Annotated in this window: 12 protein-coding genes; 5 read left to right on the plus strand and 7 right to left on the minus strand. The window is 64.4% G+C overall.

The window, feature by feature from the left end; genetic code table 11:
• Nucleotides 1-91: 91 nt before the first annotated feature.
• A complete protein-coding gene (gene merR, locus BJQ17_RS28770; RefSeq protein ID WP_003089120.1) occupies nt 92-490 on the minus strand; it encodes an Hg(II)-responsive transcriptional regulator in 399 nt (132 codons plus the stop codon).
• A gap of 74 nt (nt 491-564) precedes the next feature.
• Between merR and BJQ17_RS28775 the strand changes: the two genes are divergently transcribed.
• The 3 genes from BJQ17_RS28775 to BJQ17_RS28785 are packed head-to-tail and all read left to right on the plus strand — an operon-like array spanning nt 565 to nt 1,423.
• Nucleotides 565-915, plus strand: coding sequence for a mercuric transporter MerT family protein (locus BJQ17_RS28775; RefSeq protein ID WP_003089115.1), 351 nt, complete (start codon nt 565-567; stop codon nt 913-915).
• A 12-nt stretch (nt 916-927) separates the two neighbouring features.
• A complete protein-coding gene (merP, locus tag BJQ17_RS28780; RefSeq protein WP_003150552.1) occupies nt 928-1,203 on the plus strand; it encodes a mercury resistance system periplasmic binding protein MerP in 276 nt (91 codons plus the stop codon).
• Between the two features lie 7 nt (nt 1,204-1,210).
• Nucleotides 1,211-1,423 carry a GDCCVxC domain-containing (seleno)protein gene (locus BJQ17_RS28785; protein ID WP_003089113.1) on the plus strand — a complete coding sequence of 71 codons (213 nt, stop codon included), beginning with the start codon at nt 1,211-1,213 and terminating at the stop codon, nt 1,421-1,423.
• A 12-nt stretch (nt 1,424-1,435) separates the two neighbouring features.
• On the opposite strand, the gene BJQ17_RS28790 is transcribed toward BJQ17_RS28785, so the two are convergent.
• From BJQ17_RS28790 to BJQ17_RS28815, 6 genes are all read right to left on the minus strand, one after another.
• On the minus strand, nt 1,436-4,408 hold the full coding sequence (locus BJQ17_RS28790) for a Tn3 family transposase (RefSeq protein ID WP_070096965.1): 2,973 nt from the start codon (nt 4,406-4,408) through the stop codon (nt 1,436-1,438).
• A 40-nt stretch (nt 4,409-4,448) separates the two neighbouring features.
• Complete coding sequence (locus BJQ17_RS28795) at nt 4,449-5,663, minus strand: MFS transporter (protein ID WP_054881235.1); 1,215 nt, start codon at nt 5,661-5,663, stop codon at nt 4,449-4,451.
• A gap of 4 nt (nt 5,664-5,667) precedes the next feature.
• Nucleotides 5,668-6,117, minus strand: a complete 450-nt coding sequence (locus BJQ17_RS28800) for a chromate resistance protein ChrB domain-containing protein (protein ID WP_054881236.1) — start codon at nt 6,115-6,117, stop codon at nt 5,668-5,670.
• The gene (locus BJQ17_RS28805; RefSeq protein WP_069017347.1) at nt 6,114-6,713 is read right to left on the minus strand and encodes a superoxide dismutase; all 600 of its coding nucleotides are present in this window, start codon (nt 6,711-6,713) and stop codon (nt 6,114-6,116) included. Before BJQ17_RS28805 ends, BJQ17_RS28800 begins: the two co-directional genes overlap by 4 nt.
• A gap of 59 nt (nt 6,714-6,772) precedes the next feature.
• Nucleotides 6,773-8,023, minus strand: a complete 1,251-nt coding sequence (chrA, locus tag BJQ17_RS28810; protein WP_139121098.1) for a chromate resistance efflux protein ChrA — start codon at nt 8,021-8,023, stop codon at nt 6,773-6,775.
• Between the two features lie 170 nt (nt 8,024-8,193).
• A complete protein-coding gene (locus BJQ17_RS28815) occupies nt 8,194-9,138 on the minus strand; it encodes a chromate resistance protein ChrB domain-containing protein (RefSeq protein WP_069017348.1) in 945 nt (314 codons plus the stop codon).
• 222 nt (nt 9,139-9,360) lie between these two features.
• On the opposite strand from BJQ17_RS28815, the gene BJQ17_RS28820 reads away from it, so the two are divergent.
• Both BJQ17_RS28820 and BJQ17_RS28825 read left to right on the plus strand, forming a co-directional pair.
• Nucleotides 9,361-9,921: a recombinase family protein gene (locus BJQ17_RS28820; RefSeq protein WP_003124096.1), complete on the plus strand. Its 561-nt coding sequence runs from the start codon at nt 9,361-9,363 to the stop codon at nt 9,919-9,921.
• Nucleotides 9,922-9,923: 2 nt separating this feature from the next.
• Nucleotides 9,924-12,644: Tn3 family transposase (locus BJQ17_RS28825; RefSeq protein WP_054895643.1), on the plus strand; the 2,721-nt coding region annotated here is incomplete at its 3' end.

The raw sequence follows: 12,644 nt of genomic DNA on the forward strand, positions 1-12,644 counted from the left end.
GGGGTTTGGGGAGCAATGGAACCAAAAACCAACGTAAGCTCTGAATCCCACCGTAAAGGGGCTTTCCGATCTCCAGCTCACCCGCCAGGCATTACTCTCTGATCAGTGCCTCGATGATCGGGCAGATCGTTCCGCCGTCTCCCGCATCACATTGCTGCACCAGTTCGCCTAACAGTTGCTGCATGACGACCAAGTCGGCCATCTTCTGCTCGATCAACGCGAGCTTGCGTGCAGCCCGTGCTCGCGTTTCGGCACAGGCGCACGACTCATCCAGCGTCAGCAGTCCACCGACTTCCGAGAGCGTGAAACCCAGCGCCTGAGCCCGCTTGATGAAACGCAGTCGCTTCACCATGTCCACCGGATAGCGCCGATGGCCACCCAAGGGTTTGGCTGGTTCATCCAGCAGCCCGCGTCGCTGGTAGTAGCGGATCGTCTCGACGTTCACCCCGGCGGCGTCTGCCAGCTTGCCAATGGTCAGCTCTGTGGCCATCACTTTCTCCTTGATTCCGTACTTTGGTACGGAGTTTAGAATAGCACCTAGGCAATCAGGCTCAGGAGATGGGAATGGGGATGCAACTCACCGGGAAAGGCTCGCTGGTCGCGAGTTCGCTGACCGCCATCGGTGCGTCGGTGTGCTGTGTCGGGCCACTGGTGCTGTTGGCACTCGGTGTCGGCGGTACGTGGGTGGGCGCTCTGACCATGATGGAGCCACTACGCCCCCTCTTCATCGGGTTGACTCTACTGTTCCTGGGATTGGCATTCCGCAAGCTCTACCTGGTGCCACAGGTTTGTACGCCAGGTACACCCTGCGCCGATCCGCGCACGCTCGTGCGACAGCGACTCGTGTTCTGGATCGTCAGCGTGCTGCTGCTCGGCCTATTGGCCGTGCCGTGGCTCGCCCCGCTGTTCTACTGAAGGAGATTAACCATGCGCAAACTGCTGATCGCCGTGCTTTTCGCCTTGCCCTTCGTGGCGCTGGCGGCTCCCCCGAAAACCGTCACGCTCGACGTGCAGAACATGACGTGCGGACTCTGTCCGATCACGGTCAAGAAGTCGCTGGAGAAGGTGTCCGGCGTGAGTGACGTCCAGGTCAATTTCGACCAGAAGACGGCGACCGTCACCTACGATCCCGATAAGGCCCAGCCCGAGGCACTGACTGAGGCGACCGCGAACGCGGGATACCCCTCCACAGTGCAGAAGTGAGGTCACGATGAGCGCCATTGTCCTTGAGTCCGTGCTGACTTGCCCGCGCTGCGGCTTCGCCAAGCCGGAAACCATGCCCACGGACGCCTGCCAGTTCTATTACGAGTGCAGCAACTGCAAGGCGCTGCTGCGCCCCAACCCAGGGGATTGCTGCGTTTTCTGTTCGTTCGGCTCGGTGAAGTGCCCGCCGATCCAGCAGCAGCTTGGGTGTTGCTCATAGCGTTTAGGGGGATCACAGGTCGTCGTCTGGATTACGCAGTGGCCGCAGCTCGCCGCGCGCAACTTCTTCCGGTACCGCAAAGGAATACCGCCCGAGCATGTTGATGTGCTCGTAGATCAGCGGCGATAGCCGGGCCAAATCCTCTTCCAGCACTGGATAGCCGTGCTGCTTGAGCCGTTCCACGGCCGCCGTCATGTAGAGGGTGTTCCACAGCACGATGATGTTCACCACCAGGCCCAGAGCACCGAGCTGGTCTTCCTGGCCTTCGCGGTAGCGCTGGCGGAGCTCGCCGCGTTTGCCGTGGAACACGGCGCGGGCCAGGCTGTGCCGGCCTTCGCCTCGGTTCAACTGGGTCAGGGTGGCGCGGCGCTTGGACTCGTCGTCGATATAGGTCAACGTGTGCAGAGTCTTTTCGATCCGCCCGAATTCGGCCAGCGCCTGGGCCAGCCGGGTGGGTCTATCTCCCGTTTGCAGCGTGCGCATGATGCCAGTCGCCGGCACCCGGCCGAGTTTGAGCGAGCCGGCCAGGCGCAGCAGGTCGTCCCAGTGCTCGGCGATCAGGTCGAGTTTGACCGACTGGCGGGCCAGCCCGTTGAGCTTGCCGTAGTCCGCGTCCGGGCGCGTGCGCCAGAAGCGGGTACCGCCGACATCGGCCAGCCGCGGACTGAAGTGGTAGCCAAGTAGGCGGAAGAGCCCGAACACCACATCGCTGTAGGCCCCGGTGTCGGTCATGATTTGCGTCGGCTGCAACTCGGTCTGCTGTTCCAGCACGACCGCCAGCAACACCAGGCTGTCGCGCAGCGTGCCGGGCACGGTGATGGCGTTGAGGCCGGAGAATTGGTCGGAAATCAGGTTGTACCAGGTGACACCCCGGCCGGTGCCGAAATACTTCGGATTGGGGCCGGCATGCACGGTGCGCACCGGTACGACGAAGCGCATGCCATCGGCGGAGGCGACCTCGCCGCCACCCCAGACTTGGGCCAGTTCCAGTTGGCTTTGCGCTCCGACCAGGATGGCGTTAGCCGCTGACAGGGTGTCGTCGCGGATATAATTCTGGCTGACCCAGGACAGCCGGTCACGGCGCAGCGCCGGGTTGTCGGTGCGGATCAAGGGCTCCAGGCCGGTGTTGCAGGCCCCGCCCAACAGCACCGCGCAGAGGCTGGTGACCAGGTTGTCGGCGCGTGCATTGCGTTCGGAGACATGGGTGAAGGCCTCGGAAAAGCCAGTGCGGGCGGCGATTTCCAAGAGGATTTCCGGCAGATCGACACGCGGCATCAGGTCAGACACGGCCGCCCGCAGTTGCAGCAACGAGCAGGGCTCGTCCAGCTTGTCCAGCGCCCCGAGCGACAGTTCGGTCTTGCCCTCGGTGTTCTCGCTCAGTTGAATCGCCGGGTTGTCGGGCAGGCGCGCGGCTACTGCCAGCCAGGTTGCATCCAGCTCGACGGACAAGGCGTCCAGGGTGGTTTTGGCGTCGATGGTCAGGCCCAGTGACCGGCAGATGATCGGTCGCGCCGCCAGCCATTCGGCACCGTCGAGCAGGCCAAGGCGCGGGTCGGCATAGCGCCAACTGGGCGAGACGAAGACATCGCGGCGGCGCAGGGCCGTGCGCAGCGCATCGAGCGTGCAGAACACATAGGCACCCATGTCGAGGGAGCCATCTTCGCGGGTGATGTGCTTCTGCCAAGCCTTGGCCACGATCTCCTGCGGCGCGTCATCCTCTGGCTTCCGGCGCGGCAGGTTCAGTTGCAGCCACTCCAGACTAGCCGCCACGCCCTTGCCGGCCGGGCTGAAGCCGAAGCGGATGTGCTTGAGCAGGTCGGGCAGGAAGCGGCGCACGCTGCGGTAGCGCGCTTCCAATGCAAGAAAATAGACGTCATCTACCGGGCGGATCAGCGCGTTGACCTCTTCCAGGGCCTTTTCCAGGGTGGTCCTCGGCAGGTCGTTGAACAGCCGGGCGCGCACGTTGTCATCGCTGATCGAGCTGTCCAGCACGACCTTGCACGCGGCGGCGAGCGTCGCGGCCGACCGATCCAGGTCTTTCAGGCTGCGCATGCGGGCTTTCTTGTCGGCCTTCTCCGCGTTGCTGAACAGGTCGCGCAGCAAGGCCTCCAGGACTTCCAGTGCGTCGTCGTGCGCAGTCGCCTCCAGGCAGAGTGCGAAGGCCACCAGTGTCGCCATCCGCCGCGACGCCGGCAGCCGATTAATCGCGGTGACCTTGGCCGTGTTGGCGAAGCGGGCCAGGGCGGCGATACGGCTGGGAGGGATGTGCGCCGCCGCCGGCAAGGTGATGCCGATGCCGCGCACGTCATCGAGCCGGCGCAGTGCCCGAATCAACGCGGGGCCACTGACCATGACCGGGCCGGAGCGCAATTGATCCAGCCGGGAGCTGCGGTTGCCTTCGGCCACCGTCAGCAAGTCTTGCAGTTGCAATCGCTGTTCCTCAGTCACGCTGCGGCCCAGCGTAAACCAGAGGCGTTCTTCGACCCGACTGCGCAACTGGGCGATAAAGCGCTCTAGTTGAGACACACCAGGCAGGAGGACTTTCTGTGTGAACAGCCACGAGGTGGCTCGCTCAAACAGCACTCCCGGCCGGTCGGTGCCCGTCCAGCAGAGGGCATACAGCCAGCGGCTCAAGCGAAAGCCGATGCCCGGATCGGTGAAATGACGATAGCCAAAGCGGTTCTGAATATCGGTGGCATGTATCCAGCGGCGATGATCGCTATAGCGCTGGAGGCAGTCGGGGTCTGGAATCGCCAGTTGTCGGCAAAGCACCTGCAGGACTTCCACCGGCACGGCGGCGGGCTTGTCCGGCAGAACGCCAACGAAGCGGACGGTGGTCAGCAGAACGGCATAACCCAGACGGTTATGGTTACCCCGCAGCACCTGGATGGCTTCACGGTCTTCATCGCTCAGGTGGAAGTAACGTTCCAGCTCTTCACGGCTGGGCGAATCAACATAGGGGAGCCCGCAGAATTCGGAAAAAATCGTACGCTAAGCCGCGCCATGTGCTTGCGCGCGAGCGCTCTCAAGAGGATGGTTCCTCGTACTTCCGAAAAGCGCGCCAAAGCACAACGTCATAGACGACCTTGAGTAGGCCGCAGGCCACCAGCGGCGCCGCCAGCCAGCCGGCGGCGAATAGGGCGCCGCCAATGGCGGGGCTCGCTGCGGCAGCGAGGCTCCTGGGAACGGCGGTGAAGCTCGCCGCCGCGGCGCGCTCGGCCGGCGTCACCACGGCCATGACGAAGGCCGAGCGCGTCGGCACGTCCATCTGCGACAGGGCGCTGCGCAGGAACAGCAGCGCGAGCGTCACCGGCAGACTGTCGGCGAAGGCGGCGAGGATCAGACAGATGCTCGACGGGATGTGGGTGAACACCATCGTGTTGACGAGGCCGATGTGGCGCGCCACCCAGGGGGCGGCGAGTTGCGAACCGGCCGAAAGGAGTCCGGCCCAGAAGAAGAACTGTCCGGCGGCGGCGAGCGAGAGGTCGAAGCGCTCGAACAGCCACAGCGCCAGCAGCGTATGCACCAGCAGCCCGCCAGCGAAGGCGTCGACCGAGAACAGCGCCGCCAGTTTGATCACGATGCCGCGCGAAGGCCCCAGTGGTGCGGGCGGCGCCGCCTGCGCATGGACCGGGTGGTTCGGCAGTGTGCGGTAAAGAAAGTAGATCGCCACGCCAATGAGCCCATAGGCGACGAACATGAAGCGCAACGCGTCGAGCTGGGCCATGCCGGCATCCGTCAGGACTTGCGGGATGGCCGTCGCCAGCGAGCCAGCGGCGGCGCACAAGGCGCCGACGAAGGTGTAGCGCGCGAAGAGGAAGGTGCGCGCCTCGCCCTGCGCCGCCTCCGCCAGCCGGGCATGTTCCAGTGGCAGGAAGACACTGACGTCGCCGGCACTGGGGTTCATCGTGCCGACGAAGGCGACAATCAGCAGCGGCCAGAAGTTGCCAACGCCACCCAGGCCGGCCAGCAGCAGACCGGTGGCGGCCATCAGCCAAGCGGCGGCGAGGAGCAGCCGGCGCTGCGGGAAGCGATGGCCCCACTGGCCGACCGCCAGGGTCGCCAGCGCCGAGCCGAACAGGGTGGCGCTGCTGATCAGTCCGACTTCCCACGTGCCCAGCCCCAAGGCCAGCAGATAGACCGGCAGCAGGATGGCGACATAACCGTCGGTGAAGGCGCGCAGCGCCCGGCCGGCGAGCAGCAGGCGCGCCTCGGGCGCGGCCCCGGCGGGCAGCAGCATCACTTCAGCCCGAGCAGCGCGCGATCTTCTTCAGGGGCGTGGCGGCGCACCAGGCGTAGAGCGCGTCGTACATCACCATGCCTGCCTTCAGCATCTCGTGGTCGTCGGCGAAGTTGAGCGACAGCCCTTTCGAGATGGCCAGCAGGCCGGCCGCCTCCTTCGCGAGCTGGGGCTGGCCGCAGTCGGCGGCGCGCACGATCAGCGCCAGCTTGTTCAGGGCCGGGTCAATGAGCTGATACTTCTCGATGAAGGCGTCGAAGCTGCAGCGGTCGTCGTGGTGGCCGAGCTCGACATTCGGCACGTCATAGGGGATCGCGTCGGTGTCGGCGGCGAGGCGCATCACGTCGCCGGCCGGCACGTAGAGGAACTCGGGGGCCTCGTCGATGAAGCGCGCCACCAGCCAGGGGCAGGCGATGCGGTCGATCTTGGGCCGTTCGCGGGTGATCCATTTCATGCTCCGCCCTCCACATTGGCAAGTACAGCCTCGGCCGCCGTCCAGGACAGGTTCTGCATGAAGGCGTCCACATAGGCCCCGGCCTTGGCGCCGAAGTCCATGTGGTAGCTGTGCTCATACATGTCGAGGGCGACGAGAGGCGTGGCCCCGGCCAAGTTGTGGGCGTGGTCGGCGGCCCAGGCGTTCACGAGACGCCCTCGGCGCGGGCTCCACACCAGCAGGGTCCAGCCGGAGCCGCCGCCCTGGGCCTTGCCCATGGCCGTGAATTCGGCGCGCCAGGCGTCCACGGAGCCGAAGTCCCGCTCGATGGCCGCCTTCAGAGCCCTGCCGGGGTCGCCCCCCGTGCCGCCGAGGGAATCGAAGTACACCTCGTGCAGGATCATGGAACCGCTGGCGATCATCTCCTCGCGCTTGAGGCCGTTGATCTCGAACACCGGGGCGCTGGCCCAGTTCAGTTCGGCCAGGCGCTGCTCGATGGCATTGAGGCGCTTTACCGCACCGCCGTAGTTGTTTTCCCAGTGGCTGACGATCAGCTTCTCGGACAGGCCGGTGAGTTTGGCCGGATCGCATGAAAGAGGCTTCAGTAAGTAAGGCATCTTGGCTTCCTCAGCAAGGTGGATCGGAAACGGCGCGACGAAGGCTGACTCGATCAGGTTCAGCCTTGGTTCGGAAACACCAGCCACCCCGCCAATCCCGCCGCGAGGATCACGACGACGACGTTGAGCTTGTTCTTCCAGGCATAAAGGAATGCCAAGCCTGCGGCGAAGATCGACATGCCCACCGTCAACGATGGGACACGTTCAGCAGTGACCTGCGCCAAGTCGATGGTGGTTGCGCCGATCAGGCCGACTACCCCAGCCGCGACGCCGTCCAGAAAGGCGTGCAGCCGTTTGTTCTCCACGATCGCCTCCAGCCGGTCGTAGAAAATCAGCGAGAACGCAAAGGCCGGAAGAAAGACACCCACCGTCATGGCCACCGCCCCGATCGGCCCCCCCGCCACATAGCCGACGAACGTGGCGAAGATGATGAGCGGTGCCGGTAGCACACCGGACAGCGCCAGGCCGTCCAGGAACTGCCCATCCGTCATCCATCCGCGCCCGACGGCGTCGTTGCGAACGAACGGAATCGCTGTGTAGGCGCCGCCAAAGGTAAGCAAGCCGGCCTTCAGGCCCGACGCGAAGATGAGCAGCACCGAGGCCTGGCCCTGAACGACCGCTTCCACAAGCTTCGCTGTCGGTGCAGCCCACAAAGCCACGGCCGCGGCCAGCGCCACCGCCGCCAGTGTCACCAAGAGCGCTGAGGCCCGATGATTCAGCACGAGCAGGGCGTACACAAGGCCGCCCGCCGGCAGGGTGATCCAGAAGTCGACACGACCTATGGCTGCCAGCGCGCAAACGATGGCAATGACCCACAACCAGCGATCAAGCAGGATGTGCTCGCCGATACGGTGCACGGCGCGCACGATCAGGGCGATCACAGCCGCCTGCACGCCAAGGAACGCCGCGCCCAGCGCGGTACCCACGAATTCAATCTGGAAGTACAACCAGGACAGCGCGAACATCAGCAAGAATCCGGGAAGCATGAAACCGAGTCCCGCCAGCACGCCCCCCAGCCGCCCCTTTGCTCGGATGCCCAAATGAACGCATATTTCATGCGCTTCGGGTCCGGGCAGCACCTGCATCACCGCAAGCAGCTTGTTGAAGCGTTTGCTGGAGATCCAGCGTTCCTCGTCCACGAGCTCGCGGCGCAACATGTCGATCTGAGCCACAGGCCCGCCCCATGCGAGCAAGCCGAACTTGAGGAAGCGCGCGAAGAGCTGTGGGTAGCTCATGGGTGGAGGGACGGCTTCAGTCGTGGCATCCGTCGCCTTGCTCGGGCGATACGACTCTTCATTCGCAACGCTCATAGATCTTCTCCTTGTAGTTCAACAGTAACCAGTCAAATACGGAAGTTGGCCAACAAGCCGTCGAATACGGCCGAAGCCTGCGGCCAGCAGCAGGTCGTCTTGGGTGATGTCCCAGAAAGACGGACGGGCCGGGCGTGGTTGCGCGGCGGTCTGAGGACTGGTCGGGGCGTTCACGTTGTTTTGTCCTCGTAACTCTTCAATAGCCAATCAAAAATTTCGCACGCGCGGGCAAGCAGCGCGTCGTCATCGGGTTCCGATGCGCGCAAGCCGGCGAGCAGCGATTCGATGCCCAGCGCTTCTGCTACCGGCAGCCCGCCCACATCCAGGCAATGCACGAGCTTGCCCAGGCGTACCAGTGCAGGGGCGGAATCAAGTCCGAAACTCGCCAGCAGCGTCTCGAAGGTGACCTTGGTGCCCACATGACTGAAGGCGGCGCCGTCGAAATCGAAGCCGAGCCAGCCATTGCGGCAGTCGGAGGGACTCGCCAGCCAGACGATGCGCGCGCTCGGGTCGATGAACCGCCGGATCAGCCAGGCCGAAGCGAGTCGGTCCACCCACGGGCGCGCCCGCGTGGCCCAGGTCCGACCCTGATAGTCGGCGCGGTTCAGCCGCGGAATATCCGTCTGCCGGGCGGTCGGCTCGTCGGGAGACATACGGCGGGTGATCGCGTCGCGCAGGTCGTCCAGCAGGCTCAAGGTCTGCCGCTGCGCCTCGCCGGGGAAGAAGTCGATGCGGTTCACCTGCTCGAAGCGGCGCACGAGCGGCTGGAGCTTGCGCATGGCATCGGCGCCGTCCGGGGATGCCAGGTTACGCCCGAGCGCTTTGATCTCCTCGGCGATGCTGGCGTACTCCTCGCCCCGGTCGAACAGGGCGCGTAGCGCGGCCTTCTGAGCTTCGTCACACCCCGACAGTCGATAGACCTGGCCGCTGCCCCCGACTTCCACCGCCTGCGCCGCCACTTCGCCCAGCGTCGCCGCACTGTCCGCCGAGTCGGGCAGCAGATAGACCCCGTCGCGCAGCGTTGCGCAGCCCTGCGCTTTGACAGAACGCCAGACGCGCATGCGGCCGGTCGATGCCTTGGTGGGCAGGCTGACGAATAGGGCAAGAAAGCTCAAGCACGGGCTCCTTCGTCAAAAAGATGATTAATGTTACAAATACTACAATAAGTTATATCTAATACACAACTCATGTCGAAGCGTCAATTTAAGGCATACCCTAACTTGGCGTCAGACCATCCGGCGCTAAATCGTCAGAATAGAGTTGCCTTCCGAATTGATTGACATACGCCGTCAAGGGTCATAGATTTCTTCCTGACACATTTCCCTCAGGAGGATACCTTGCACGGTCAGCGCATCGGTTACGTCCGCGTCAGCAGCTTCGACCAGAACCCAGAACGGCAGCTCGAACAGATCCAGGTGGATAAAGTGTTCACCGACAAGGCGTCGGGCAAGGACACACGGCGGCCCGAACTGGAACGGCTGCTCGCCTTCGTGCGCGAAGGCGACACGGTCGTGGTGCACAGCATGGATCGTCTGGCGCGCAACCTCGACGACCTGCGCCGCCTGGTGCAGGGCCTCACCCAGCGCGGCGTACGCATCGAGTTCCTTAAGGAGCATTTGACCTTCACCGGCGAGGACTCGCCGATGGCGAACCTGATGCTGTCGGTAATGGGCGCGTTCGCCGAGTTCGAACGCGCCTTGATCCGCGAGCGGCAGCGCGAGGGCATCGCGCTCGCCAAGCAGCGCGGGGCCTACCGTGGCAGGAAGAAATCCCTGTCGTCTGAGCGTATTGCCGAACTGCGCCAACGTGTCGAGGCTGGCGAGCAAAAGACCAAGCTGGCTCGTGAATTCGGAATCAGTCGCGAAACCCTGTATCAATACTTGAGAACGGATCAGTAAATATGCCACGTCGTTCAATCCTGTCCGCCGCCGAGCGCGAAAGCCTGCTGGCGTTGCCGGACACCAAGGATGAGTTGATCCGTCACTACACGTTCAGCGAAACCGACCTCTCCATCATCCGGCAGCGGCGCGGCCCGGCCAACCGGCTGGGCTTCGCCGTGCAGCTCTGTTACCTGCGCTTTCCTGGTGTCATCCTGGGCGTCGATGAGCCGCCGTTTCCGCCCTTGTTGAAACTGGTCGCCGACCAGCTCAAGGTCAGCGTCGAAAGCTGGGACGAATACGGGCAGCGGGAGCAGACCCGGCGCGAGCACCTGGTCGAACTGCAAACGGTGTTCGGCTTCCAGCCCTTTACCATGGGCCACTACCGGCAGGCCGTCCAGTTGCTGACCGAGATGGCCTTGCAGACCGACAAGGGCATCGTGCTGGCCAGCACCTTGATCGAGCACCTGCGGCAGCAGTCGGTCATTCTGCCTGCCCTCAACGCCGTCGAGCGGGCGAGCGCCGAAGCAATCACCCGCGCCAACCGGCGCATCTACGATGCCTTGGCCGAACCGCTGTCGGACGCGCATCGCCGCCGCCTCGACGATCTGCTCAAGCGTCGGGACAACGGCAAAACGACCTGGCTGGCCTGGCTGCGCCAATCGCCCGTCAAACCGAATTCGCGGCACATGCTGGAACACATCGAACGCCTCAAAGCGTGGCAGGCGCTCGACCTGCCTTCTGGCATCGAGCGGTCGGTGCACCAGAACCGCCTGCTCAAGATCGCCCGTGAGGGTGGCCAGATGACGCCCGCCGACCTGGCCAAGTTCGAGGCGCAGCGACGCTATGCCACCCTGGTGGCGCTTGCCATCGAGGGCATGGCCACCGTCACCGACGAAATCATCGACCTGCACGACCGCATCCTGGGCAAGCTGTTCAACGCCGCCAAGAACAAGCATCAGCAGCAATTCCAGGCGTCCGGCAAGGCGATCAACGCCAAGGTGCGGTTGTTCGGCCGCATCGGCCAGGCGCTGATCGAGGCCAAGCAGGCGGGCCGCGATCCGTTCGCCGCCATCGAGGCCGTCATGTCCTGGGATGCCTTCGCCGAGAGCGTCACCGAAGCGCAGAAGCTTGCGCAGCCCGAGGACTTCGATTTCCTGCACCGCATCGGCGAAAGCTACGCCACGCTGCGCCGCTACGCGCCGGAATTCCTTGCCGTGCTCAAGCTGCGGGCCGCTCCCGCCGCGAAGGACGTGCTCGACGCCATCGAGGTGCTGCGCGGCATGAACAGCGACAACGCCCGCAAGGTGCCCGCCGACGCGCCGACCGAGTTCATCAAGCCGCGCTGGCAGAAGCTGGTCATGACCGACACCGGCATCGACCGGCGCTACTACGAACTATGCGCGCTGTCGGAGATGAAGAACGCGTTGCGTTCCGGCGACATCTGGGTGCAGGGGTCGCGCCAGTTCAAGGACTTCGAGGACTACCTGGTGCCGCCCGCGAAATTCGCCAGCCTCAAGCAGGCCAGCGAATTGCCGCTGGCCGTGGCCACCGACTGCAACCGGTACCTGAACGACCGGCTGACGCTGCTGGAAACACAGCTTGCCACCGTCAACCGTATGGCGACGGCCAACGAGCTGCCGGACGCCATCATCACCGAGTCAGGCTTGAAGATCACGCCGCTCGACGCGGCGGTACCCGACACCGCCCAAGCGCTGATCGACCAGACGGCAATGATCCTGCCGCACGTCAAGATCACCGAACTGCTGCTGGAGGTGGACGAATGGACGGGCTTCACTCGGCATTTCGCGCATCTGAAATCGGGCGACCCGGCCAAAGACAAGAACCTGTTGCTGACCACGATCCTCGCCGACGCGATCAACCTGGGCCTGACCAAGATGGCGGAGTCTTGCCCCGGCACGACCTACGCCAAGCTGGCTTGGCTGCAAGCCTGGCACATCCGCGACGAAACCTACGGGGCGGCGCTGGCCGATCTGGTCAACGCACAGTTCCGCCATCCCTTCGCCGAGCACTGGGGCGACGGCACCACCTCATCGTCGGACGGCCAGAACTTCCGCACCGGCAGCAAGGCCGAGAGCACCGGCCACATCAACCCGAAATACGGGAGCAGCCCAGGGCGGACGTTCTACACCCACATTTCTGACCAGTACGCGCCATTTCACACCAAGGTCGTGAACGTCGGCGTGCGCGATTCGACCTACGTGCTCGACGGCCTGCTGTACCACGAGTCCGACTTGCGGATCGAGGAGCATTACACCGACACGGCGGGCTTCACCGATCACGTCTTCGCCCTGATGCACCTCCTGGGCTTCCGCTTCGCGCCGCGCATCCGCGACCTGGGCGACACCAAGCTCTACATCCCGAAGGGCGACGCCGCCTATGACGCGCTGAAACCCATGATCGGCGGCACGCTCAACATCAAGCACGTCCGCGCCCATTGGGACGAAATCCTGCGGCTGGCCACCTCGATCAAGCAGGGCACGGTGACGGCCTCCCTGATGCTCCGAAAGCTCGGCAGCTACCCACGCCAGAACGGCCTGGCCGTGGCGCTCCGCGAGCTGGGCCGCATCGAGCGCACGCTGTTCATCCTGGACTGGCTGCAAAGCGTGGAACTGCGCCGCCGCGTGCATGCCGGCCTGAACAAGGGCGAGGCGCGCAATGCGCTGGCCAGGGCAGTGTTTTTCAACCGCCTGGGTGAAATCCGCGACCGCAGTTTCGAGCAG

The sequence above is a fragment of the Pseudomonas sp. NBRC 111139 genome, assembly GCF_001753955.1.
In the GTDB taxonomy this organism is placed as follows: Bacteria; Pseudomonadota; Gammaproteobacteria; order Pseudomonadales; family Pseudomonadaceae; genus Aquipseudomonas; species Aquipseudomonas alloputida.

Coding starts and splice junctions, on each gene's coding strand:
- BJQ17_RS28775 (WP_003089115.1), top strand. CDS start 565: ATGGGGATGCAACTCACCGGGAAAGGCTCGCTGGTCGCGAGTTCGCTG.
- BJQ17_RS28795 (WP_054881235.1), bottom strand. CDS start 5,663: ATGCTGCTGCCCGCCGGGGCCGCGCCCGAGGCGCGCCTGCTGCTCGCC.
- BJQ17_RS28805 (WP_069017347.1), bottom strand. CDS start 6,713: ATGCCTTACTTACTGAAGCCTCTTTCATGCGATCCGGCCAAACTCACC.
- merP (WP_003150552.1), top strand. CDS start 928: ATGCGCAAACTGCTGATCGCCGTGCTTTTCGCCTTGCCCTTCGTGGCG.
- BJQ17_RS28785 (WP_003089113.1), top strand. CDS start 1,211: ATGAGCGCCATTGTCCTTGAGTCCGTGCTGACTTGCCCGCGCTGCGGC.
- merR (WP_003089120.1), bottom strand. CDS start 490: ATGGCCACAGAGCTGACCATTGGCAAGCTGGCAGACGCCGCCGGGGTG.
- chrA (WP_139121098.1), bottom strand. CDS start 8,023: ATGAGCGTTGCGAATGAAGAGTCGTATCGCCCGAGCAAGGCGACGGAT.
- BJQ17_RS28800 (WP_054881236.1), bottom strand. CDS start 6,117: ATGAAATGGATCACCCGCGAACGGCCCAAGATCGACCGCATCGCCTGC.